The following is a 22,968-nucleotide window of genomic DNA, read 5'->3' on the forward strand; positions in this document are numbered from 1 at the left end:
TTCCCTAAGTGTTTCTAAGCCAACTCTGGTCACGCGGAATGGCCGAGGCAAGGAAACGACTATGACGAGCCTGCAGACCGAAAGCCCCCCGCCCGTCGACGGCATTTTCCGGGCGCTCGCCGATCCGACCCGGCGACGCGTGGTCGAGCGACTGAACCGAAGCCCCGCCTCGGTCAGCGAGCTTGCCCAGCCGTTCGAGATGGCCCTGCCATCGTTCATCGAGCATCTCAGGGTTTTGGAAGGCTGCGGGCTGGTGCATTCGGAGAAGGCAGGCCGCGTCAGGACCTACCGGCTCGCGCCGGAGCCGCTGAAGCTCGCGGAAAACTGGCTGGCCGAGCAGCGAGCGCTGTGGGAGCGCCGTCTCGACCAGTTCGACGACTACGTGCTGAAACTCAAGGAGAAAGACAGATGAACATGGCTCCGTTGTTCCAACCCGATCCGAAGCTCGACCTCGTGCTCGAACGGTCGATCGAGGCGCCGCGCGAACTGCTGTGGATGGCCTTGACGAAGCCCGAGCATGTCCGCCAATGGTTCACGCCGAAGCCGTGGATCATCACCGATTGCGAGATCGACCTGCGGCCCGGCGGCCTGTTCCGCACCCGCATGCAGTCGCCCGACGGCAAGGAGGTCAACGACAGGCGTTGCTGCTACCTCGAGATCGTCCAGGACGAGCGGCTGGTGTGGACCGATGCGCTGCTGCCAGGCTACCGGCCGTCAGGCGACCCGTTCATTACAGCCGTCATATCGCTGCAATCGCGGGGCGAGGCGACGCGCTACACCGCGACCGCCATCCACCGCGACGAAGCCACGCGCAACAGCCACGAGGAGATGGGCTTCTACGACGGCTGGGGCACGGTGGCGGATCAGTTGGCGGGTTACGTCAAAACGATCTGAGCTTCTCGAAGACGGCCAGGTCATCCTCCCGGCCGCCATGCTTATTGTTCAACCTTGCAGCGGCTCCCGGAAGCCGGTGGTATTTCCGGCCTCAATAGTAGAACCGCTCTTCTGTGATCTTGCCGTTCTTGACCGTGTACAGACCAACCTCATCTATGGTGGCACGTTCGCCGGTAGCTTTGGGCGTTATGTCAAACTTGAAGCGCACTGCGAACTGGTCGCCGTTGACATATGGGCCCTCGACCGAACCGCCATGCACTTCGTTGTTCTCTTGCCACCACTGGTTCTTTTGCTTCAGAGCTTCCTTGCCACGGGAGACGGCCATCGGCCCCTCCATGGCTTCGTAGCTGGCGACGTCGTCGGCATTGTACTTCTCAGCAGCACCTTGGTGATCGCCCTGCTTGAGGAGCTCGGTGAAATCCTTGGCAATTTCCGTGATCGTCATGGGGGTTCCTCCTGTTAAGACGCATTGGAAGTAGCGGGTCGCGTGCTGGCCTGCCATCGTCAATCCCGAGACAGCTGACATGCCATGTCAGGATGATGAATATCGTGCGGGGGCTCTACATCCCGGCCAAGGCATCGTCTTGGCCGTTCAATTGCCAACGTGCGCGCTCGCGGTAAATCCCCTTGCCGATTACACTGTGGATCAGCACAAAATCCCGGACTGTCCAGCCAATTGGATCAATCGACCGTTCGCGAAATCCTGGGGACACGGACTTCGTCACGAAGCAGCGTAACATGCGGTTCAATGGACTTCGTGAGAAAGAGCTTTAGCGGGCTGTCGGAAATCAGAGCGGTGAGATTGCGCCAGAATTCTTGGAGCGCTGGATTGCTGTCACCGTTGCGCAGAACCAGCGAACCACCACCAAAAGCCGTCAGGCGATCGAAAGAAACATCGAACGGTTTTGCAACGATCATCGAGCCGATATGCCGAGCGATTTCAACCAGCTCTTCCGGATACCCATCATGGTCACCGAGGCCGACGAGCGAGATATGGATGTGCTTTTCCGGAACAAACCAGCCTTGCAGCCCTAACTCTCGATTCAAGGCGATAGCCTTTCGCGCCAAGGGACCAGCGACCGCGCTCTCAGCCAAGATGGCGAAGAATATGCGGTCGTCGAAACGTCGCTTGGACCGCTCCCATCGGAAAAAGGTCTGGCCGTTGTTCGCGGCTCCGAATGCAGGTTGCCCACTCATAATTGATCTCTCGTCCGGCAAATTGTATCCGACCGAGAAATTTAGAACAAACAGAGAACTCGTCAAATGGAAACGCAACGGGCGCTGAATGCTTTCCGCGCCAACACCCGCGATTTCAGCTGTCGAGGAAGCCCTGCCGAGCAGGAATTCGAACTCTGCGCCCCGTTGCCGATAGTGTTGGAACACTCCGGTTTTCTGGAAGTTGAAAATCAGACTAGCTGGGCAGCATAGGGCAGTTGGCGCCGCGGCGCAGGCTGATATGCGCCACATCGCCGACGCTGAATTGAGAACCCTCTGTCGGGCGTGGCGCGTCGATCACCACCTGTGTCCCCTGCCCCAGCTCTGCATGAAGGCGCAAGGTGCGGCCGTGGAAGACGATGCTGTTCACCCGCACCGGTACAGTGCCGGCCGTGGCCTCGGTCGTCGCCAAAAGATCCTCCGGACGCACGCCGATGGTGCGCACCGTGCCCTCGCCAGGCAGTTCGCCCGTCTCCGAAACCGCTTCCAGCGGCAGGGCGCCGGCGGCGAACCGCAAGCGCTCGCCGTCGCGGCCGACAAAGCGCGACTGCAGAAGGTTCATCGTGCCGATGAAGCTGGCGACGAATTTGGTTGCGGGCCGGTCGTAGAGGGTCGCCGGCGGCGCGGTCTGCTCGATGCGGCCTTTGTTCATGACGACGATGCGGTCAGAGATCGACAGCGCCTCGGTCTGATCGTGCGTGACCATGACGAAAGTGGTGCCGAGGCGCGACTGCAGGCGCTTCAACTCGACCTGCATCTGTTCGCGCAGATGCGCATCGAGCGCCGACAGCGGCTCGTCGAGCAGCAGCACGCGCGGTTCGCAGACTATGGCGCGGGCAAGCGCGACGCGCTGGCGCTGGCCACCCGACAGTTCGGACACGCGGGCGCCGAGCTTGTCGGCAAGGCCGACCATGTCGAGCGCCGCGCCGACGCGCTTCGCCTGTTCGGCACCGGCGAGCTTGCGCAGCGACAAGCCGAAGCCGACATTTTCGGCGACGTTCATGTGCGGAAACAGCGCGTAGTCCTGGAATACGGTGTTGACCGGGCGGTCGAAGGGCCTGAGCCCCGTGATGTCGCGCCCTTCGAGCAGGACCCTGCCGCTCGACGGGCCTTCGAAACCAGCGATGACCCGCAGGCTGGTGGTCTTGCCGCAGCCGGACGGTCCGAGCAGGGTCAGGAACTCGCCGCGCGAAATATTGAGATCGACAGTGTCGAGCCCGACGATGCCGCCGGGGAAAATCTTGGAGACCTTGTCCAGCCGGACGAGCGGATCAGGCGCCATCACGAACCTCGGACGGCTTGGTGGTGTTGACCCACAGGATCTGGCAGCGCTCGCTGCCCGGATTGCGGAAGGCATGCAGCAAGGTGCTCTTGAAGGCGAAGCTGTCACCGGCCTTCAGCCCGTATCTGGTCGAATCGACCACCAGCTCGACCTCGCCCGACAGGACGAAGCCGAATTCATGGCCGGCATGGGCGTAGGCTTCGGCGGTGCCGCCACCGGCTTCCACCGTCACCAGCATCCCGGTCAGCGTGGCAGCCGGCGGCGACAGCAGCGCCTTGGCGATGCCTTCCGACTTGACCGGGATCTGACGCCGGCTGTTGGCGCGAACGCAATACAGATCGTTGCCGGCATCGTTGCCATCAACAATCAGCGCCGACGGCTCGATGTCGAGGGCGGCGGCAAGCGGCCAGATCACTCGCACCCGCAATGACGACATGCCGCGCTCGATCTGGCTCAGCGCACCGATCGAGACGCCGGCTTTGGCGGCGAGTTCGGCCAGGGAGAGATTGCGCTCCAGCCTGAGCGCCCGCACGCGCCGGCCGACCCTGACGTCGGCGTCATCCTTCGGCTTCTCAGCCGCTTCGTCCAGCATGTCCATTCGTTCGTCCTTATTTGGTAAGGTTTTCCCTCCCCTTGTGGGAGAAGGTGGATCGACGCGAAGCGCCGAGACGGATGAGGGGTGTTGGCCGGAGTGCCGTCGGTGCCATCTGGAACACCCCTCATCCGTCGCCTTCGGCGACACTTCTCCCGCAAGGGGAGAAGGAAGTACGAACTCAGCCGCCCGCCTTGACCTTCTCGAACATCTTGGCGAGTTCGTCATTCTGTTTCATCGGCCCGGTGAAGATCGTGGTCTTCAGCATCACCTCGGGATCGGAAGGCAGCTGCAGTTTCTCCAACTCCTCCTTCGGCACGGCGGCGAAAGCCGAGCTGATCGAGCTGCCATAGCCGTAGGCCTGGATCAGATACTTTCCGGAATCCGTCTCCAGCCGGCTGTTGATGAAGTCATAGGCTAGGTCGACGTTCTTGGCGTCCTTGAGCATGACGAAGCCGCAAGCCCAGGTCAGCATGCCTTCTTTCGGCTTCATGAACTCGACAGGCACGCCCTGCTTCTTCAGCGAGGTGGCCGAGGCGTTCCAGGTCATGGCCGCGACCAGCTGCCCGCTCGCCAATGCTTGCTCGACCGAGGTCATGTCGGTGGTGTAGTTCGAGAGCAGCGGGCGCTGCTCGCGAAGTTTTTCTGCCACCTTGTCCATCTGTTCCGGTGTCATGTCGAATGGATTGACGCCGGCGAGAAGGGCCGCCACCACCGGTGTGTCGTGGACGGCATCGATGGTCGCCATCCGCCCGGCATATTGCTTGTCCCAAAGCAGGTTCCAACTGGCTTCCGGGTTCTTCACCAGATCGGTGCGATAGAGGATCGCGGTATTGCCCCAGTCCCACGGCACCATCCAGACCTTGCCGTCGCCGGCCTGCAGGTCGGGCAGGTTCTTGAAGACCGGGAAGATCGAATCCCAGTTCTTGATGCGCTTGGTGTCGATCGGCTGCAGCAGGCCTTCCTTGTTCCAGCGCGCCACCTTGTCATAGCATGGGTGCGCGATATCGGGGCGGAAGCCGGCCTTGACCTTGGTGAAAGCGTCATCGTCGTCGCCAAACATCGAAGCTTCGACACCATCGGGGTGCGCGGCGAGGAAGCTCTTGTTGAAGTCGGGCAGTTCATAACCCGACCAGGTGAAATATTGCAGCTTGTCCCCGGCAAAGGCGACAGTCGACGCAAGCGCCAGCGCGAAGGCAGCCAGTCCGGTTTTCGCTGTCTTTGCCGTTATCGATTTCAGGTCGAATGCCATTGCAGTTCTCCTCCTTCGGTTTCTTCTGGTTTTGACAGGTTGGCGCGCGCTGACCGCCGGGTGGCAGCAAGCCCGCGATGGCGAAGCATTTCGGCGAGTGCGGCGATGAGAAACGACACGGCCAGGATCGCGGTGCCGAGCGCCATGACGGTCGGCAGCGATTTCGGGAAGCGCAGCTGGCTCCAGATATAAAGCGGCAGCGTCGGCTCGGTGCCGGCAAGGAAGAAGGCGACGATGAACTCGTCGAAGGAGGTCAGGAAGGCCAGCATGAACGCCGAAATAATGGCCGGCAGGCTGAGCGGCAGCATCACCCGTCTGAAGGTCGTCCAGTCGGAAGCGCCGAGGTCGAGCGCTGCCTCGCGGATGGTCTTCGGGATGGCGGCGAAGCGGCTGCGCATGACCACCACCGTCGTCGGCAGCGCCACCAACACATGGCCGAGCACAATGGCAATGCGCGACGGCCCCAAGCCGGCGAGGTTGACCAGGATGAGCAGCGATATGCCGACGATGACGCCTGGGATCAGGATCGGCAGCCGCGCTATAGCACTGATCGTGGCGGCCAGCGGCGAGCGGCCGTAGAGGTCCATATAGGACACGGTCACGCCGCAGAGTGTTGCGCCAGTGGCAGCAGTTGCGCCGATGACGAGGCTGGTGGCAAGCGCGCTGGACAGCGCCGAATTGCCGTAAAGCGTGCCGTACCACTCAAGCGTGAAGCCTTGCAGCGGAAACGCCGCCTGGATCGAATCGTTGAAGGAAAACAGCGGGATCAGCAATATCGGCAGATACAGGAACACCAGATAGGCAAGGACGTAGGCTCCCAGCCAGCCGCCGCCCTGCCTTGCATCGATACGCGCCGTGTTCATGTGCGGCTGCCGTATCGGCGGTCGGCGAAGCGCACCACCAGCACCACGGCGAGAATGACCAGCATGACGGCGACGGCGAGTGCGGCGCCGAACGGCCAGTCATTTGCCTTGCCGAACTCGGCCTGGATCAGCGTACCGATCATGGTGCTGGCCGGGCCGCCGACCAACGCCGGGGTGACATAGTCGCCGACGGTCGGCACGAAGACGACGAGGGCCGCCGCCAGCACGCCCGGCATCGAATTGGGCAGCACGATGCGGCGGAAGCTGGTGAACGGTTTTGCGCCGAGATCGGAAGCGGCTTCGAGCAGCGATTTCGGGATCGTGTCCAGCGCCACATAGATGGGCAGGATGGCGAACGGGGCATAAGCGTGGGCAAGCGTGACGACGACCGCTGCCGGTGTGTTGAGAAAGGCCAATGTCGGCTCCGACCAGATGCCGCTTTCGATCAGCGCCGAGTTGAGCACGCCATTATAGGCAAGCACGATCTTCCAAGCGAAGACGCGCAGCAGATAGCTGGTCCAAAACGGCAGGGTCAGCAGGAACAGCAGCAGCCCGCGTCGCCGCCCGGCATGAAAGGCCAGATAGTAGGCGACAGGATACGCCGTGACGACCGTTGCCAGCGTCACCACGCCGGCGATACCCAGCGAGCGCAGCGTCACCGTCCAGTACAGCGGATCGGTTGCCACGGTGACGAAATTAGCAAGGGTGAAACCAGCCCCCAGCAGCGAGCCGTCATTGCCGCGGAAGGCGAGGAAGAACACAAGGCCAAGGGCGAAAAGGATCAGCACAAAGGTGACGAGCCCGCCCGGCAGCAGCATGGCGAAACGGAAACCCGGCGAAGACCGGGTTTCCGGCAGCGGCTGGGTTGCGGCGATGGTCGACATCGACTGCCTATGGTATTTGAAATCGACTAAGCTTTTTTCATATTCGTGAAGCTGTCAAGCTGTTTCACGTTCGGGAATGAACGTCAGCGTTCGAAGGCGTCCAGCATTCGGTACCAGGCGATGGTCGCGGCAACGCCGACCTGCCGAAAGGCGTGAAACGGAATCGGCCGGATCGGCGAGATCGGGAACGGCAATTGCCTGGTGTCGCCGCTCGACAGGTAGGAGGCGATGCGCTCGCCAAGGGCGGTCATCAGGCCGATGCCGCGGCCCTGGCAGCCAACCACCGCCAGCAGACCCTTCTCTGGCTCGTGGATATGCGGGAGATGGTCCGGCGTCATTGCAACCCGGCCGAACCAGCGCTTTTCAATGGCCACGTCGGACAGCGCCGGGTAGAGTCGCAGCAGCGCGCGTTCCAGATGCGCCCAGTCGGCCGGGCCGTTCGGCAAGGCCATGCGGCCGCGTCCGCCAAGCACCAGCCGACCATCGGCACTCTTGCGGTAATAGACGAGGATGCGGCGCGAATCCGAAACCGCCTGCCCCTCCGGCAGGATCGCCGCCGCGAGATTGGACGATAGCGGCGCTGTCGCGATCTGAAAGGAATGCAGCGGGACGATCGTCTCGGCGAGGCCGGGAAGCAGGCCGCCAGTATAGGCGTTGGTCGCCAGGACGACCGCCCTGGCCTTGAGTTCGGCGCCGCTTTCCGTGGCAACGTGCCAAATACCAGCATCCTTGCTGATCTGCATCACGTTCTGGCGCTCGGCGATCTTTACGCTTGCCGCTGCAGCGACGCGCGCCAGTTCCGACGTGTAGGCGAGCGGATCGATGACGCCGGCACGGCGATCGAGCCAGCCGCCGAGATAGCCTTGCGCGCCGGTCATCGTCGCGATCTCCGTCCCGCTCAGCAACCGGACATCGGCGCCCCGCGCCCGCCACTGCCGATCCCGATTCGCCGCCGCTATCAGCGCGGTCTCGGTGTGCGCGGCCTGAATCCAGCCATTGCGAACGAACGGCACCGCCAGTTTTTCGTCGCGGATCAATTCGAAGACGGCGTCCGCCGTCGAGGCGGCAAAGTTGACGAGCGCCTCACCGCGTTCGAGAGCAAAATGCTCCAGCAGCCAGTCCGGATCGTATTTCAGGCCAGGAATAACCTGACCGCCGTTCAGACCGGACGCGCCATTGCCAATTTCGCCGGCCTCCAGCACCTGGACCGCAAGGCCGAGCCGGGCAGCGTGCAAGGCCGTTGACAGCCCCATGATGCCGCCGCCGACGATGACGACATCGACGCATTGGCCGGCTGGAAAAAGCGACTGGAACGCGGTGGCTGTCCGCGGCTTCTGCCAGATTGGGTCGGAAAACCGTAAGAGCAAGCGTCACCTGGAGACTTCAGTAGGTGAAAAACCCTAGCGACGGTTTCATTATTTTGAAAGAGCGTTTTCCGTCGCCGTTGGCGCACGTCAGGCTCGATCAAGGTCCAGCGATGCGAAGACCCAAAGAATTGACAAAGCTCGCCCTGCAAGCGGGATAGACCTTTGGCGGGAATTTGTTGAAAGTGCCGCGGCCGAAGGACAAGACAACAGGAAATACAAGCCATGACGAACGCCACACATTTGCCCGCCGAAGGCCTCTTCGTGGGCCGCGCCCGGGCGAGCGATGCTTCCCATCCGCTGGTGGTCACGGTGCGTGACGGCACGGTCTTCGACATCATGTCAAATGTGGCACCGACCGTACGCGACGTTTGCGAATTGCCGGATCCGGCAGCGCACGTCCGCTCGGCAAAGGGGCGGCCGATCGGCCCGCTCGATGCCATTGCGGCCAACAGTTTCGAGACAGCGCGCGATCCGGGGAAACCGTACCTGCTGTCCCCCGTCGACCTGCAGGCGATCAAGGCGTCTGGCGTCACCTTTGTCGTCAGCCTGCTCGAACGGGTGATCGAGGAGCAGGCGCGCGGTTCGGCGGAAAAGGCCGACGCCATTCGCGCCGACATCGCCGGGCTGATCGGCCACGACCTGTCGAAGCTCAAGCCCGGCTCGCCGGAAGCGATGGAGATCAAGGCCAAGCTGATTGCGCGCGGCGCCTGGTCGCAATATCTGGAAGTCGGCATAGGCCCCGATGCCGAGATCTTCACCAAATGCCAGCCGATGGCCTCGGTCGGCTTCGGCGCCGATGTCGGCCTGCATCCGGTTTCGACATGGAACAATCCGGAGCCGGAGATCGCCATGATTGCTGCGAGCAGCGGCAGGATCGTCGGGGCGACGATCGGCAACGACGTCAACCTGCGCGACGTCGAGGGGCGCTCGGCGCTGCTGCTCGGCAAAGCCAAGGACAACAACGCTTCGGCAGCACTTGGCCCCTTTATCCGGCTGTTCGATGAGACATTTTCCATCGGCGACGTGAAGCAGGCGATCGTACGGTTGAAAGTCGAAGGCGAGGATGGGTTCTCGCTGGAGGGCGCCAGTTCGATGGCCGAGATCAGCCGCTCGCCAGAAGAGTTGGTCGCCGCCGCCATGGGGCCACATCATCAATACCCGGACGGGCTGGCACTCTATCTCGGCACGATGTTCGTGCCGTCGAAGGATCGCGGCGAAACAGGCAAAGGCTTTACCCACAAGGTCGGCGACATCGTCACCATATCGTCGGAGAAGTTCGGTGCCTTGGTCAACCGCGTGCGGCTGTCACCCGACTGCCCACACTGGACCTACGGCGCCAGCCATCTGATGCGTGACCTCGCAAGGGCCGACCTCATCTAGTCCCCCAGCCTCACATCCGATAGATCTAGAATTCTCTGATTGGAAATTACCTGCTCGTCGGCATTCGGGAGAGTCCATTGATCGTCGCTCTTGAGGGCAAGACCCTTGTCGTTACCGGCGGGACGCAAGGGCTTGGCGAGACCATCGCCCGGCTGGCCTCAGCCGGCGGCGGCGAAGGGATCGCCATTGTCGGCCGCAATGCCGAGCGTGGCGCACGCATCGCCGAAGAGCTTTCACGACCAAGCCGGCCCGTCGTCTTCATCCAGGCCGAGCTTGGAGATCCGGCCGCGCCTGCAGCTGTCATGGCGGAAGCGATCAAAAGACTCGGCCGCATCGATTGTCTGGTGAACGCTGCGGCCCTCACCGACCGGGCCTCGCTGGAAACTGGCACAATCGACGACTGGGACAGGTTGTTTTCCGTCAATGCGCGCGCGCCGTTCTTCCTCATGCAAGCGGCCGTAGCCGACATGAAGACACGGCAGGCGGCGGGCGCCATCGTCAACATACTGTCGGTGAATGCGCATTGCGGTGCGCCGGACCTTGCCATCTATTCCGCCACCAAGGGCGCGCTTTCGACGCTGACCAGAAACATTGCCAACGCGCATCTTTCCGATCGCATCCGCGTCAACGGCATCAACATGGGCTGGGTAGCGACGCCGGCCGAACAAGAGATGCAGGCGCGCACGCTGGGCAAGGGCGAAAACTGGGCAAAGATCGCCGCCGCCGGCCTGCCGCTTGGTCGATTGCTGACCATGGACGAAGTCGCCCAGCTAACGCTGTTCCTGCTCAGCGACGCCTCCGGGCTGATGACCGGGACGCTTATCGACCTAGAGCAATCCGTGCTCGGCGCGCCGCCGCGCGGCATTGCGTGACGGTCGCAGGGCCGATCGTCGGCCGCCTGGAAAATATCAGCCAAACTGATGCAATCTGATGGGATTGCTGATGGCGTCGTGCATTGCGCCAACGTCCATTGGCGGATGGAGGCTTGCCATCGATCGAAAAAGGGAATGCTCTAATGCGCCCAGGTCGACGCTGGCAAAATGCGCACCACCGTTTTGGCCGCGCACGGCCTTTCGCGGTGATCGTCGTCGGAGGAGGAGTTCGGTTCAAATGGGAGGAAATCACATGCTGACGAGGCTAAGACTGCTTGTACTTGGCTTGGTAGTGGCGCTGGCCATTCCGGCCGCGGCACAGGCCAAGACGTTCTACTGGATTTCGCATGGCGGCCCGGCCGATCCGGTCTGGACCTACTTCCTTGCCGGGGCCAAGCAATGGGCGGCGGACACCGGCAACACTGTCAACACATCGTTCCACAATGGCGACGTGGCGTCGCAGCAGGAGGCTATTCGCGCCGCGATTTCCGCCAAGGCCGACGGCATCACCACGACCAGCCCTGATCCGGGCAGCCTTGTCGAGATCGTCAAGGAAGCGCGGGCGGCGAACATCCCGATCATCAACTTCAACACGCCCGACCCGAAGGCGGACTTCAACGCCTATGTCGGCGGCGACAACGTCACCTTCGGCAAGCACTGGGCGCAGTATCTGGTCGACAAGGGCCTGGTGAAGAAGGGCGACTTCGTCTGGATGCCGGTCGAGATTCCCGGCGCCACCTATGGCGTCCAGGAAGAGGAAGGCATCAAGAGCGTGTTCGAGCCGCTCGGCATCACCTACGAAATCACCGAAGCGACGCTCGACCAGGCCGAAGTGATCAACCGCATGGTCGATTACCTCACCGCCAACAGGGCCAAGGTCAAGGCGGTTATCGGCCTCGGCGACCTGGTCACCGGTTCGATCAAGCGAGTGTTCGACCAGGTCGGCGTCAAGCCGGGCGAAATCCCGGTCGTCGGCTGGGGCAACTCGCTCGACACCACTCAGGAAGTGCTGAACGGCTACGTCAATGCCGCGCAGTGGCAGGATCCGCAGGCGACCAGCTACGTCGCGCTCTCGCTCGCCAACATGGCGGCAAGCGGTATCCCGCCAGGCTTCGACGTGATCACCGGCGCGCTCTACGAGAAGGACACCGCCGCGGTATACGACAAGATCCTGTCCGGCAAATAGGTCCGCGATCGAGTTGGTCACGGCCGCTTCGGCGGCCGTGACCGTCTCATCATTCCGCCGAACCGCTTGCGGTCTCGGCCAAATCCAATCCTATCGCGGGTCCAAGGTGGAAAATCGTTCTCTTATCCAACGCTCGATCGCGCGGCCTGAGTTCGGGCCGTTCGTGCTGCTCGTCATCGAGATCGCCGTGTTCTGGGGCATCAACCACGACTTCCTGTCGCCGCAAAACATCTCGAACACGCTGGCCTTCACGGTCGAACTCGGGCTGATCGCGCTGGCGATGACGCTGTTGATGACATCAGGCGAATTCGACCTCTCGGTCGGCTCGGTGTTCGGCTTCTCGCCGGTCCTGATGTGGACCTTGTTCAACAGCGGCGTCGCCTCGCTCGAAGCCGCCTTCGTCGTTGCGCTGGTGGTCGCTGCCTTCATCGGACTGGTCAATGGCTGGTTCGTGACGCAGCTCAAGATCCCGTCCTTCCTGGTGACGCTTGGCATGCTGCTGGTGGTGCGCGGCACCGCTTTGTTCGTCACCAGCGGGTTTCCGCAGCGGACCTGGAGCGCCGAGGGCAGCTGGCTGGCGGAAGCCCTGGTCGGCGATTTCTTCATCGGGCCGTTCCGTATCTATATGTCGCTGTTCTGGTTCATCGCCGCCGCAATCGCGCTCGGCTACGTGCTGACGCAGAGCCGGACCGGCAACTGGATCCAGGCGGCCGGCGGCAACCCGAGTGCCGCAAGGGCGCGCGGCGTCAATGTCAGCGGCGTCAAGATCGGCCTGTTCATCCTGTCGTCGATCCTGGCCTCGCTCGCCGGCGTCATCTCCTCGCTGCGTACCTCGGCGGCCAACCCCAACAGCGGCACCGGCTACGAGCTCGAAGTCATCGCCATGGTAGTGATCGGCGGCACGGCGCTGACCGGCGGGCGCGGCACAATCATCGGCACGGTGCTCGGTATCCTGATCCTGCGCGTGATGCGCAACGGCATCGTGCTGATCGGTGTGCCGGGCCTTGCGTACAACATCTTCATCGGCGCCATCATCCTCGGCATGATGGCGCTCCACTCATGGCTGGAACGCCGGCATCAGGCAGGGACTTGAACCATGGCCGAACCGCTTGTCCGCATGGAAAATATCCGCAAGTCCTATGGGCGCGTGCAGGCGCTGGTTGATGCCAATTTCCATGTCAACGAAAGAGAGATCGTCGGACTGCTCGGCGACAACGGCGCCGGCAAGTCGACGCTGATCAAAGTGCTGTCGGGCGCGGTCCCGCTGACCAGCGGCGACATCTTTATCGGCGGCAAGAAGGTGAATTTGCGCAGTACCAGCGACGCCATCGCCCATGGCATCGAGACGATCTACCAGGATTCCGCGTTGGTGACGCAGCTGTCGATCGCCCGTAACCTGTTCCTCGGACGCGAGCCGATCAAGCCGCCGCGTTTCCTCAACCGCATGGACCAGGAGGCGATGAACGTGGTTGCCCGTGACCTGCTCAAGCAGGTCGGCATCTCGAAGAACATCCCGCCGACGACGCCGATCGGCTCACTCTCCGGCGGCGAGCGGCAGGCGGTGGCGATTGCGCGCGCCATGCATTTCGACAGCGACCTTATCATCCTAGACGAGCCGACCAACAATCTCGGCGTCGCCGAAACGCAAGGGGTGCTGAGCTTCGTGCGCAGTGCCCGCGATTCCGGCCATTCCTGCATCTTCATCGCCCACAACATCCATCATGTCTTCCAGGTGGTCGACCGCATCGTCGTCATGCGCCGCGGCAAGGTGGTCGCCGACGATATCGACCCGAAGAAGACCAGCGTCGCCGAAGTCGAGCGCGTCATCACCGGCATGTCGGACAAGGAGATCCGTGACGCGCTGGCCGAGGGCACGCAACGGCCCGGGTGAGCAGCCGGGCCGGGCTTATCGTCGAGGCACTGGATCGCATCGCCACATGGTTGCGACATGAAAGCCACCGTTTCGGATATTGCCAGGAGCTGCGGCCTGTCGACCGCGACGGTCGACCGTGTGCTCAACAACCGGCCGGGGGCGAGTGCCGCCAACCGGCAGCGCGTGATGGAGGCGGCCAAGCAGCTCGGCTATCTGCCGGTCGTCGACCAGGTCGCGTTGCCCTCGCGGCCGGCACATCTCGAATTCTTCCTGCCGATGGGCAGCAATGCCTTCATGGCCGATCTGGCCAGGCACATCGAGGATTATGCGGCGCGCCTGCCGCTGGTCGCCTCCTGCCGCATCCACAAGCTCGCCGGCATCTCGCCGAGTGCCTTGCAGACGGCCGTCGAAAACCTCTCTCTCAAGGCGAACGGTGTCGGCGTCATCGCCATCGACCATCCGAGAACGCGCAACATCTTGCGCGAGATCGTCGAGGCCGGCATCCGCCTGGTCACGCTGGTGTCCGACGTTCCCGGCGCGCCGCGCTCAGCTTATGTGGGCATCGACAACAGAGTGGCCGGCCGCACCGCGGCGCTGCTGATGGGACGGTTCCTCGGCGGCCGCCAGGGCCATCTGGCGATGGTGGTCGGCTCACGTTCCTATCGCGGCCACGAGGAACGCGAAATGGGCTTTCGCTCAGTGCTCGGCGAGGAGTTCCCCAATCTGACCGTCACCAGCGCCGTCGAGATCAACGACGAGCCGGAGGTCAGTTATACCGCGACCATGAAGGCGCTGCACAACGAGCCGGAGCTGCTCGGCATCTACTGTATCGGCGCCGGGCGCTCGGGCGTGGCAAAAGCATTGCTCGAAGCCAGGCCGCGGACGAAGCCGGTGTTCATCTGCCATGACCTGACGCGCGAGACGCGCGGCTATCTGGTCGACGATCTGCTCGACGTCGTCATCGACCAGAATGCGCGGCTGATCGCCGAACAGTCGGTCATTCGCCTGCTCGGCTCGATCGCCTCGTCGGCGCCCTATCTGACGCGGAAATTCATCGAGCCGCGCCTGATCTTCAAGGAAAATGTCCCGGTGCAGTGATGTCGTGCGGGGGCGATGGTCGCTCGGGCCTCGATCGTTAAGATTCGGTTGATACCGCAAATCTGCACATCACCTATGCAACTTTTTTGGTTGCCGAATCATTGGGCAATTGATAGTTTCGCAGGTGTCGGCCATCTACTCCTCCCAGATGCGATGCCGACGCTGAGTGCGGTACACCTCCTCCCGTGCCGTATTCGAAATCGAGCCCGCTGCCACCTCCTCCCGGCAGCGGGCTTTTTTTGTTCCGGCGCCGGGATAGCGGGCGATGCTGGGATCGTGACTGGCACCGCACACGATTGCTGATCCGCGGATCGATGAGCTTCGCTGCGACTGCCGCGGCTTATCGGGGCGGAATCCTGTCACACTTGTCACTCTCACCGGTTCGCCAGCGGCCCTATCCTGCCTCGCGACCAGCAAACAACGCCGCGCCAGCAATGCTGCTGCGGAGGATCGGCAAGGGAGACGCGAGATGGCACATCGCGATGGGACGAGACATCACGCGGCGGCACGGCGCGCAATCGAAACGCCGCGGATCGTTTCGCCGCTTGCGAGATTATCTGGCCCTGAAAGAAGTGATCAGGCCTTCCGCCATGCGGACGAACTGCGCGCTCGGGCCCTCGGCGCCGACGCTTTGCAGGCTGACGCGGGCGCCCTCGAGCAGAAGCGACAGCGTATCGGCGAGAAGCTCGGCCTGTCCGATACCCGCATCGCGACACAGCGAGACCAGACGCTCGCGCTGCGCTTCCTTGAGTTCCTTGATCACTTGCCTTGCCGGATGATCGGCCTCGCTCAGCTCGATGGCGGCGTTGGCCATGTCGCAACCGCGGCGATCCGACATCAGGCAATCGGCCGCCATCCGGACCCAGGCGTGCAGCTGCGCCAGCTTGTCGCCCGGATTCTCCGCCTCGAACTTCTCCCACATCGCGTTGGCGCTGCAGGCGGTCGCCCGCAGACATTCGATGATCAGGTCGTCCTTGGACTCGAAATGCCGGTAGAGCGTCATCTTGTTGGTGCCGGCGGCCTCGGTGATGGCGTCGATGCCGACGCCGCGAATGCCATGCTTGTGAAACATGTCCCGTGCCGTCTCCAGGATCCTGTCCCGGGGGCGAACACGCTCCACAACACCGTCTGTCATCAAAACCTCCGTGATTGCGTTTCCGAAATTCCCTCGGTGCACCTCTTGACTAGGGTGTTACCGGTCTGTAACGTTAGAGATGTTACTTACCTGTAACACCCGCATTGCATTATGTCAAATTCGCAAGTGCCGGTCATCAGCCCCGCCCCGATCGGCAAGGGGACGAACCGCACCTCACGGCCTCGGCCGGCGAGCAAGAGAACACCAGATCCGCGGCTTGCCGCGGATCGTCAAAACCAGGAGCCGCTTCGATGTCGCAGCGCAATGATCTGACGATCGATGAAGTCGTGAGGGATCCGATGATCCGCATGCTGATGAAAGCCGACCGCGTCGACCCGCGGTCTTTCGAGGCGATGCTGCGTGCGCTGGCGGACGAGCAGGCCGAGCGCCGCAATGCGCCGCGTCGTCCCCTGCAAGATTTCGGCTTTCTCGAAGATTCCGGCTCAACGCGCAGCCGGCGGCTGTCCAGGGTGGCCAAGGCCTTCGGCCGGGCCAGAGCATCGGGCGAGGCATGCATCTCATGGTAAACTTCTTCATCCATCGTCCGATCTTTGCGTCGGCGATCGCCATCATCATGGTGCTCGCCGGGGGAATCTCTTATTTTCTTCTGCCGGTCTCGCAATTTCCCGACATCACGCCGCCCCAGGTCGTGGTCAGCGCTCACTACCCGGGCGCCAGCGCGCAGGTCGTCGCCGACACGGTGACGACACCGCTCGAACAGCAGATCAACGGCGTCCAAGGCATGATCTATATGTCGTCGTCGAGCTCCAATGACGGCTCGTCGACGATCACCATCACCTTCGACGTCGGCTACGATCTGAGCACGGCGGCCGTCGACGTCCAGAACCGCGTTTCGCAGGCGGCTTCCTCGTTGCCGGCCATCGTCAATCAGGGCGGCGTGACGATCAAGAAGCAGAACCCGAACTTCGTCCTGATCGTCGACCTCACCTCGCCGGACGGTTCCGTCAATCCGGTCGCGCTGAGCAATCTCGCCTATCTGCAGGTGGTCGATCCGCTGAAGCGCCTGCCCGGCGTCGGCGACGTGCAGATCTTCGGCGAGCGGCGCTATTCGATGCGCATTTGGCTCGACCCCGACAAGCTCGCCAATCTCGGCATTACTGCCGTCGACGTGCAGAACGCCGTCGCCGAGCAGAACGTCCAGGTGGCGGCCGGCAAGATCGGGCAATCACCGGCTCCGGCCGGCACTGCCTTCGAGATGCAGGTCAACGCCGTCGGCAGGCTGAGCGATCCCAAGGAGTTCGGCGACATCGTCGTACGGGCCAATACCGCCAACGGCTCGCTGGTCAGGCTGCGCGACGTTGCCCGCATCGAACTCGGTGCGCTGCAATATTCGTCGTCGGCCTTCTTCGGCAAGGACCCGACGGTGGTGCTCGCGGTCTACCAGATGCCGGGCTCCAACGCGCTCGATCTGCAGCAGCGCGTCAAGGACAAGATGCAGGAGCTGTCGGCCCGTTTCCCGAAGGGCGTCAGCTACGCCATGCATTACGATACGACACGTTTCGTTTCGGCCTCAATGCACGACGTGCTGATCACGCTCGGCGAAGCGCTGGTCCTGGTCGTCGCCGTGGTGTTCATCTTCCTGCAAAGCTGGCGCACCACGATCATCCCGACGATCGCAATTCCGGTGTCGCTGGTAACGACGCTGGCCGTCATGCATATGCTTGGCTTCTCGCTGAACATGCTCAGCCTGCTCGGCATGGTGCTGGCGATCGGCCTCGTCGTCGACGACGCCATCGTCGTCGTCGAGAATGTCGAACGCCAACTTGAGGCCGGCCTCAAACCTCTGGCTGCCACGCGCACGGCGATGGCCGAGGTCACGGGCCCGATCATCGCCACGACCGCCGTGCTGATGGCCGTGTTCGTGCCGGTCGCCTTCATTCCCGGCGTGTCCGGCCGACTCTACAACCAGTTCGCCCTGACCGTCGCGATCTCCTTCGGCATCTCGGCCTTCGTCTCGCTGACGCTTACCCCGTCGCTCAGCGCCGCCTTCCTGCGCCACCGGCCGGAAACCCAGTTCGTGCTGTTCCGCTGGTTCAACACAGGCTTCGAACGGCTGGCGCATGCCTATGCGAATGGCGTACGCATTCTCATCCGCCTGCGCTGGATCATGCTCGGCGTGTTCGCGGCCGGACTTGTCGCGACCTATTTCGTCTGGCAGCGCCTGCCGTCGACCTTCCTTCCGGTCGAGGACCAGGGCTATTTCTTCGTCGTCATCCAGCTCCCCGACGGGGCCTCGCTGGAACGCACCGATGCAGTGGCGAAAAAGGCGCGCGACATCCTGCAAAACACGCCCGGCGTCGACATCGTCGGCTCGATCAGCGGCTTGAATTTCCTGACCAGTGCCGCGCAGTCGAATTCGGCGGTCGAATTCGCGATCCTGAAGCCATGGGACGAACGCGGCCCCGACCAGAGCGCCTCGAAGCTCGTCGCCGAGGTGCGCAACAAGCTGCTGCAAATTCCGGAGGCTTTTGCGCTGAGCTTCGACCCGCCGTCGATCCCGGGCATCGGCACCACTGGTGGCTTTGAGTTCCAGGTCGAGGACCTGACCGGCCGCGGCAGCGTGGCGCTCAACGATGCGACGCAAGCCGTGATTGCCGAGGCGCGCAAGCAGCCGGAGCTCAACCCGCAGCAATTGTTCTCGTCGTTCTCGACCTCGACGCCACAGTTCAACTACGATCTCGATCGCGCCAAGGCGAAGCTGCTCGGGCTCAACCTGCCGGACGTCTTCAACACGCTGCAGATCTATCTCGGCTCGCTCTATGTGAACGATTTCAACCTGTTCGGCCGCACCTTCCGGGTGACGATCCAGGCCGACAAGGACTCTCGCGCCGGTCCGGCCGACATATCGCGGCTCTATGTCCGCAATGCGTCGGGTGGCATGGTGCCGTTGAGCACGTTGGGCAAGCTTGTGCCGATCGTCGGCCCCGAGACCGTGCCGCATTACAACAACAATGCGTCGGCGCTGATCAATGGCGGCGCCGCCCCCGGCTTTTCGTCCGGCCAGGCGGTGGCGGCAATGGAGCGTGCCGCTGCCACGGCATTGCCGAGAGATTTCGGCTACGAATGGACCGGCATCACCTATCAGGAGCTCAAGGCAGGATCGATCGCATCCGTCGTCTTCGGCCTTGCAATCGTCTTTGTCTTCCTGATCCTCGCCGCGCAGTATGAGAGCTGGGCGATGCCGTTCATGGTGCTGCTGGCGGTGCCGCTCGCATTGTTCGGTGCGTTCGTCGTGCTGTGGCTGCGCGGCATGCAGATCGACGTCTATTCGCAGATCGGCTTCGTCATGCTGATCGGACTGGCGGCCAAGAACGCGATTCTGATCGTGGAGTTTGCCCGGCGCCGGCGCGAAGAAGGCCTCAGCATCGTCGACGCCGCAATGGAAGCGGCGCGGCTTCGGCTGCGACCGATCCTGATGACCGCCTTCGCCTTCATCCTCGGCGTGCTGCCGCTGATGTTCGCCACAGGTGCGGGTGCCGCAAGCCGGCAGTCGATCGGCACCACCGTCTTTGGCGGCATGGTCGCGGCGACGATCCTGTCGCTGGTGTTCGTGCCGGTCTTCTATGCGGTGATCGAGCAGCTGCGCGAGCGCCGCAGCGAGAGCGAACCGGTTTCCGAAGCGACCGAACAACCAACTGCCGAACCCGCCTTCGAGCCCCTGGCCGAAGCGGCTGAATAGGACTGGAGAATTGATCATGCGTAAATGGAAAATCGCGCTGGGAACGGCCGTCGCCCTTGGGGCGATTTCGGTGGCGAGCGTTCACCTGCTCGACATGGGCAGCCTCAGCCTCAACGCCGGCACAGCCGGGGCGGCAACACCCAAGCCGGAAGCCTTCGTCATGCCGGTGCCGGTGGTGAGCGTCGTCAAGAAGACGATCCCGATCTATCTCGACTACGCCGCCCGGGTGGAGCCGATCCGCAGCATCACGCTGCAGGCGCGCGTGCCGGGCTACCTGCAGGAGCAGGTCGCCATCGACGGCAGTGACGTTGCGAAGGGCGACCTTCTCTACAAGATCGCCCCTGAGGATTTCCAGGCTGCCCTTGAGCAGGCGAAGGCGCTTATCCAACGCGACACGGCAACACTCGACTATGCGCGCTCCAATCTCGGGCGCGGCAGCGAGCTCGCCAAAAGCGGCTATCTCGCCAAGGACGTGTTCGACCAGCGCACCAGCACCTTGCGTGAGGCTCAGGCCTCGCTCGCCGTGAACCAGGCCGCCTTGCGGACCGCCGAGCTCAATTTGAGCTATACCGAAATCCGCGCCCCGTTCGCGGGACGCATCGGACGCAGCCAAGCATCCGTTGGAACGCTGGTCAGCGTTGCCGGCACGGTGCTCAATTCGCTGGTGCAGCTCGATCCGATCTACGTCACCTTCAATCCGAGCGAAACGGACCTGACACAGATCGAGGAAGCCCGGGCCGCAGGACCGATCAGCGTCGACGTCCTGCTTCCCGGTGAAACGGAACCGCGTCAGAAGGGCGATCTTACCTTCGTAGACAACACGATCGATCGCTCGACCGGCACGATCACGGCACGTGCGACGATCGGCAACGCCAAGTTCACGCTGCTCCCCGGCCAATATGTTCGCGTCCGGCTGCACGTCAAAGAGCAGCCCGATGCGCTGATGGTACCGCAGACGGCACTCGGCTCAGGCCAGCTCGGCAAATACCTCTATGTCGTCGGCAAGGACAACACGGTCGACCAGCGTATCGTTTCGCTCGGACCGACCAATGGCGATCAGGTCGCCATCTTGAGCGGTGTGGCCGAAGGCGACCGGGTCATTACCGGCAATCTGCAGAAGATCGGCCCGGGAATGCCGGTCTCGCCGCTGCCCGAGAAACCGGCCACCTGATAACCCCCATCAGGTCCGGTCCCGCGGCGCCCTCGGCTCCCACGCCAAGGGCGCCGTTTTGCTATGTTTCGTTTTACGCAATTCCTTGGGGAAAGCGCTACATACGCCGGCTTCGAGAAGCCGGCGTGATGTTCAGCGGGGTCGGTTTTTGCGGCCGTGCGGCCTGACGGCCTTGCCTGCGCCGCAAGCCGCCGGCCAAGCGGAAGTCAAGAAATCCACGACCCGCCTCTTGTAAGATTGTCGACAATCTGTTTTTCCTTTCGGTTTGCTGGAGCAGCCGGAATGGCAACGCTGGATTTCAGTCCGATCGCCGACACCACAAGACGCGCCGAGATCGTGGCGCTGCTCCGGCGGGCGATCCTGACCGGCCAGTTGGAACCGGGGCAGAAACTCAACGAACTCAGGATTTCCGAGCAGATGCGGGTGAGCCGCGCGCCGCTGCGCGAGGCGATGCGCGAATTGGTGCAGGAAGGCATCCTGACCAGCATCCCCTACGCCGGAACCTTCGTCATCGACGTTACCGCGAAGGATATCGACGATGTCTATTCGCTCAACAAGGTGCTCGACGAATTCGCCATCGCGCGGACCTGGCCGCTTCGCGACCAGCGCTTCTTCGACGAGCTGGACCGGCGCCATGCGGCGGTGAAGCAGGCGACGCGCGAACTGGACACGACGCGGCAGATCGAAACGGCGCTGCAACTGCATGGCCTGATCCATGAATGGGCCGATAATTCGGTGCTCCTGGAAACCTGGCAGCGGCTGACCAGCCGGCTGCAGATGTATTTCGCGCTGCACCAGCGGGCGCGCAACGAGCCGGTGCCTGCCGAAGATGCTCACGAGACCTATGTGCGGCTGCTCAAGGGCAGCGACATGCGCGCTGCCCAGCGCCACGCCAAGGAGCACATCGATTTCGATTTCGAGGCATTGCTCGCCTATGCGCGCGGGCTGGAACAACGGGGCTCAAAGGGCGCCGACGCCAATCGTACCGGCCGCCTAAAGGCCGTTGAGCCAGACAATTCTGGTGGTCATCCCGGAAAATAGGCAACGGACAGAAAACGTGCAGATCAAAACCATCAAGGCCTACCATGTCGTCCAGCCCTTCGTTGACGGGCCTTACCGCATGTCCAAGGGGCGCGTCGCCGATGCGTTCGACGCGGTGATCGTCGCCGTCACCACCGATAGCGGGCTCACCGGCTGGGGCGAGATGGCGCCGCTCGGCAACTTCTATTCGCCTGCCTTCGCCGCCGGCACGCGCGCCGGCGTCGTCGAGATCGCGCCGCATCTCATCGGCCATGACCCACGCGGGCTTGCCAGTATCAACAGGCTGATGGATACGGTGTTCAAGGGCCATCCCTACATCAAGTCGGCGCTCGACATGGCATGCTCGGATCTCGCGGCGCGCGCCGCCGACGTGCCGCTGGTCACGCTGCTTGGCGGACGCGAGAGCGAGACGGCCGAACTCTACAGGGTCGTCACCCACGGCACCGTCGACGCGATGGCCGCACTCGCCAAGCGCATCGTCAACGACGGTTTTCATCGGCTGCAAGTCAAGGTCGGCGGCAACGTCCATGACGACATCGAACGCGTCACAGCCGTCGCCGCCGCCGTGCCGAAGGGCACCGTCATCTTCTGCGACGCCAATGCCGGCTGGACGCCTTACCAGGCGCGCCAGTTCGCCGATGCGACGCGCAACATCGACTACACGTTCGAGCAGCCCTGCACGACGATCGACGAATGCCTGTCGGTGCGCCGCTCGCTCGACAAGCCGATGGTGCTCGATGAATCCGTCGCCTCGCTGGACGATATGCTCGACATCCATCGCAAGGGGGCCGCCGACGGGCTGACGCTGAAGATCTCACGCCTTGGCGGCGTCACCAAAACGCGCCAGATCCGCGACCTTGCCGTCGACCTCGGCTTCATGATCACGGTCGAGGACACTGGCGGCGCCGAGATCGACACATCGGCCATGGCGCATCTGTCGCTGTCGACGCCGGAGGAGCGCCGGCTGCACGCCATCGCCTTTCACGAATGGGTGACGGTGCGCACCGCATCCAACATGCCGCCGGTTTCGGGAAGCCGTATGGGCATTCCGGATGGGCCGGGCCTCGGCATCGATGTCGTTCCCGGCCTGCTCGGTGCGCCCTTCTTCGAAATCGGCAGCTGAACTGCAATAAGGCTGCACCGAATCAACCTGAATATGCCGC

General features: G+C 63.0%; 22 protein-coding genes. 13 read left to right on the top strand and 9 right to left on the bottom strand.

The annotated features are described in order from the left end of the window. Positions 1-61: 61 nt before the first annotated feature. The gene (locus NKJ84_RS03050) at positions 62-412 is read left to right on the top strand and encodes an ArsR/SmtB family transcription factor (protein ID WP_254820403.1); all 351 of its coding nucleotides are present in this window, start codon (positions 62-64) and stop codon (positions 410-412) included. 2 nt (positions 413-414) lie between these two features. Continuing rightward, positions 415-894 (top strand): SRPBCC family protein, encoded by a 480-nt coding sequence (locus tag NKJ84_RS03055; RefSeq protein ID WP_352505457.1) that lies wholly within the window; start codon positions 415-417, stop codon positions 892-894. A gap of 91 nt (positions 895-985) precedes the next feature. Here NKJ84_RS03055 and NKJ84_RS03060 read toward each other — a convergent pair whose 3' ends face one another. The 8 genes from NKJ84_RS03060 to NKJ84_RS03095 form a co-directional block, all read right to left on the bottom strand. Next, positions 986-1,339, bottom strand: coding sequence for a SnoaL-like domain-containing protein (locus NKJ84_RS03060; protein WP_352505266.1), 354 nt, complete (start codon positions 1,337-1,339; stop codon positions 986-988). A 236-nt stretch (positions 1,340-1,575) separates the two neighbouring features. Beyond that, the gene (locus NKJ84_RS03065) at positions 1,576-2,277 is read right to left on the bottom strand and encodes a 2'-5' RNA ligase family protein (RefSeq protein ID WP_352505267.1); all 702 of its coding nucleotides are present in this window, start codon (positions 2,275-2,277) and stop codon (positions 1,576-1,578) included. 28 nt (positions 2,278-2,305) lie between these two features. Then, positions 2,306-3,391 (bottom strand): ABC transporter ATP-binding protein, encoded by a 1,086-nt coding sequence (locus tag NKJ84_RS03070; RefSeq protein ID WP_352505268.1) that lies wholly within the window; start codon positions 3,389-3,391, stop codon positions 2,306-2,308. Further along, positions 3,381-3,989: a cupin domain-containing protein gene (locus tag NKJ84_RS03075; RefSeq protein ID WP_254820400.1), complete on the bottom strand. Its 609-nt coding sequence runs from the start codon at positions 3,987-3,989 to the stop codon at positions 3,381-3,383. Before NKJ84_RS03075 ends, NKJ84_RS03070 begins: the two co-directional genes overlap by 11 nt. Before the next feature lie 175 nt (positions 3,990-4,164). Further along, positions 4,165-5,235 carry an ABC transporter substrate-binding protein gene (locus NKJ84_RS03080; RefSeq protein WP_352505269.1) on the bottom strand — a complete coding sequence of 357 codons (1,071 nt, stop codon included), beginning with the start codon at positions 5,233-5,235 and terminating at the stop codon, positions 4,165-4,167. Then, positions 5,220-6,098: an ABC transporter permease gene (locus NKJ84_RS03085; protein ID WP_352505270.1), complete on the bottom strand. Its 879-nt coding sequence runs from the start codon at positions 6,096-6,098 to the stop codon at positions 5,220-5,222. Before NKJ84_RS03085 ends, NKJ84_RS03080 begins: the two co-directional genes overlap by 16 nt. Then, positions 6,095-6,982 (bottom strand): ABC transporter permease, encoded by an 888-nt coding sequence (locus tag NKJ84_RS03090; protein ID WP_352505271.1) that lies wholly within the window; start codon positions 6,980-6,982, stop codon positions 6,095-6,097. The genes NKJ84_RS03085 and NKJ84_RS03090 overlap by 4 nt, the downstream gene beginning before the upstream one ends. An 83-nt stretch (positions 6,983-7,065) precedes the next feature. Further along, positions 7,066-8,349, bottom strand: a complete 1,284-nt coding sequence (locus tag NKJ84_RS03095) for an NAD(P)/FAD-dependent oxidoreductase (protein ID WP_352505272.1) — start codon at positions 8,347-8,349, stop codon at positions 7,066-7,068. Positions 8,350-8,571: 222 nt separating this feature from the next. On the opposite strand from NKJ84_RS03095, the gene NKJ84_RS03100 reads away from it, so the two are divergent. The 6 genes from NKJ84_RS03100 (at position 8,572) to NKJ84_RS03125 (ending at position 14,758) form a co-directional block, all read left to right on the top strand. Continuing rightward, positions 8,572-9,729: a fumarylacetoacetate hydrolase family protein gene (locus tag NKJ84_RS03100; RefSeq protein WP_352505273.1), complete on the top strand. Its 1,158-nt coding sequence runs from the start codon at positions 8,572-8,574 to the stop codon at positions 9,727-9,729. 77 nt (positions 9,730-9,806) lie between these two features. Beyond that, positions 9,807-10,601, top strand: a complete 795-nt coding sequence (locus NKJ84_RS03105) for an SDR family oxidoreductase (protein ID WP_254820394.1) — start codon at positions 9,807-9,809, stop codon at positions 10,599-10,601. A 253-nt stretch (positions 10,602-10,854) separates the two neighbouring features. Beyond that, on the top strand, positions 10,855-11,787 hold the full coding sequence (locus NKJ84_RS03110) for a sugar ABC transporter substrate-binding protein (protein WP_352505274.1): 933 nt from the start codon (positions 10,855-10,857) through the stop codon (positions 11,785-11,787). Between the two features lie 106 nt (positions 11,788-11,893). Beyond that, positions 11,894-12,880 (top strand): ABC transporter permease, encoded by a 987-nt coding sequence (locus NKJ84_RS03115; RefSeq protein WP_254820392.1) that lies wholly within the window; start codon positions 11,894-11,896, stop codon positions 12,878-12,880. 3 nt (positions 12,881-12,883) lie between these two features. Then, complete coding sequence (locus NKJ84_RS03120; RefSeq protein WP_352505275.1) at positions 12,884-13,678, top strand: ATP-binding cassette domain-containing protein; 795 nt, start codon at positions 12,884-12,886, stop codon at positions 13,676-13,678. Between the two features lie 57 nt (positions 13,679-13,735). Further along, positions 13,736-14,758 carry a LacI family DNA-binding transcriptional regulator gene (locus NKJ84_RS03125; RefSeq protein WP_352505276.1) on the top strand — a complete coding sequence of 341 codons (1,023 nt, stop codon included), beginning with the start codon at positions 13,736-13,738 and terminating at the stop codon, positions 14,756-14,758. A 553-nt stretch (positions 14,759-15,311) separates the two neighbouring features. Here the strand turns inward: NKJ84_RS03125 and NKJ84_RS03130 are convergent. After that, positions 15,312-15,893, bottom strand: coding sequence for a TetR/AcrR family transcriptional regulator (locus NKJ84_RS03130; protein WP_031211029.1), 582 nt, complete (start codon positions 15,891-15,893; stop codon positions 15,312-15,314). 251 nt (positions 15,894-16,144) lie between these two features. Here NKJ84_RS03130 and NKJ84_RS03135 point away from each other — a divergent pair, with 251 nt between their 5' ends. The 5 genes from NKJ84_RS03135 to NKJ84_RS03155 all read left to right on the top strand — a co-directional run bounded on the left by NKJ84_RS03135 (position 16,145) and on the right by NKJ84_RS03155 (position 22,928). Next, positions 16,145-16,420: a hypothetical protein gene (locus NKJ84_RS03135; RefSeq protein WP_352476600.1), complete on the top strand. Its 276-nt coding sequence runs from the start codon at positions 16,145-16,147 to the stop codon at positions 16,418-16,420. Then, positions 16,414-19,593: an efflux RND transporter permease subunit gene (locus NKJ84_RS03140; RefSeq protein ID WP_352505458.1), complete on the top strand. Its 3,180-nt coding sequence runs from the start codon at positions 16,414-16,416 to the stop codon at positions 19,591-19,593. The genes NKJ84_RS03135 and NKJ84_RS03140 overlap by 7 nt, the downstream gene beginning before the upstream one ends. Positions 19,594-19,609: 16 nt before the next feature. Continuing rightward, a complete protein-coding gene (locus NKJ84_RS03145) occupies positions 19,610-20,764 on the top strand; it encodes an efflux RND transporter periplasmic adaptor subunit (RefSeq protein ID WP_352505277.1) in 1,155 nt (384 codons plus the stop codon). 282 nt (positions 20,765-21,046) lie between these two features. Continuing rightward, the gene (locus NKJ84_RS03150; protein ID WP_352505278.1) at positions 21,047-21,805 is read left to right on the top strand and encodes a GntR family transcriptional regulator; all 759 of its coding nucleotides are present in this window, start codon (positions 21,047-21,049) and stop codon (positions 21,803-21,805) included. 16 nt (positions 21,806-21,821) lie between these two features. Beyond that, positions 21,822-22,928 (top strand): mandelate racemase/muconate lactonizing enzyme family protein, encoded by a 1,107-nt coding sequence (locus NKJ84_RS03155; RefSeq protein WP_352505279.1) that lies wholly within the window; start codon positions 21,822-21,824, stop codon positions 22,926-22,928. Positions 22,929-22,968: the final 40 nt, after the last annotated feature.

Source organism: Mesorhizobium sp. M0048 (assembly GCF_040323405.1).
GTDB lineage: Bacteria > Pseudomonadota > Alphaproteobacteria > Rhizobiales > Rhizobiaceae > Mesorhizobium.

Bases quoted from the DNA above. Each gene is read 5' to 3' on its own strand.
- NKJ84_RS03050 (WP_254820403.1), top strand. From the start codon at position 62: ATGACGAGCCTGCAGACCGAAAGCCCCCCGCCCGTCGACGGCATTTTC.
- NKJ84_RS03055 (WP_352505457.1), top strand. From the start codon at position 415: ATGGCTCCGTTGTTCCAACCCGATCCGAAGCTCGACCTCGTGCTCGAA.
- NKJ84_RS03060 (WP_352505266.1), bottom strand. From the start codon at position 1,339: ATGACGATCACGGAAATTGCCAAGGATTTCACCGAGCTCCTCAAGCAG.
- NKJ84_RS03070 (WP_352505268.1), bottom strand. From the start codon at position 3,391: ATGGCGCCTGATCCGCTCGTCCGGCTGGACAAGGTCTCCAAGATTTTC.
- NKJ84_RS03075 (WP_254820400.1), bottom strand. From the start codon at position 3,989: ATGGACATGCTGGACGAAGCGGCTGAGAAGCCGAAGGATGACGCCGAC.
- NKJ84_RS03080 (WP_352505269.1), bottom strand. From the start codon at position 5,235: ATGGCATTCGACCTGAAATCGATAACGGCAAAGACAGCGAAAACCGGA.
- NKJ84_RS03085 (WP_352505270.1), bottom strand. From the start codon at position 6,098: ATGAACACGGCGCGTATCGATGCAAGGCAGGGCGGCGGCTGGCTGGGA.
- NKJ84_RS03090 (WP_352505271.1), bottom strand. From the start codon at position 6,982: ATGTCGACCATCGCCGCAACCCAGCCGCTGCCGGAAACCCGGTCTTCG.
- NKJ84_RS03100 (WP_352505273.1), top strand. From the start codon at position 8,572: ATGACGAACGCCACACATTTGCCCGCCGAAGGCCTCTTCGTGGGCCGC.
- NKJ84_RS03110 (WP_352505274.1), top strand. From the start codon at position 10,855: ATGCTGACGAGGCTAAGACTGCTTGTACTTGGCTTGGTAGTGGCGCTG.
- NKJ84_RS03120 (WP_352505275.1), top strand. From the start codon at position 12,884: ATGGCCGAACCGCTTGTCCGCATGGAAAATATCCGCAAGTCCTATGGG.
- NKJ84_RS03125 (WP_352505276.1), top strand. From the start codon at position 13,736: ATGAAAGCCACCGTTTCGGATATTGCCAGGAGCTGCGGCCTGTCGACC.
- NKJ84_RS03130 (WP_031211029.1), bottom strand. From the start codon at position 15,893: ATGACAGACGGTGTTGTGGAGCGTGTTCGCCCCCGGGACAGGATCCTG.
- NKJ84_RS03135 (WP_352476600.1), top strand. From the start codon at position 16,145: ATGTCGCAGCGCAATGATCTGACGATCGATGAAGTCGTGAGGGATCCG.
- NKJ84_RS03140 (WP_352505458.1), top strand. From the start codon at position 16,414: ATGGTAAACTTCTTCATCCATCGTCCGATCTTTGCGTCGGCGATCGCC.
- NKJ84_RS03145 (WP_352505277.1), top strand. From the start codon at position 19,610: ATGCGTAAATGGAAAATCGCGCTGGGAACGGCCGTCGCCCTTGGGGCG.
- NKJ84_RS03150 (WP_352505278.1), top strand. From the start codon at position 21,047: ATGGCAACGCTGGATTTCAGTCCGATCGCCGACACCACAAGACGCGCC.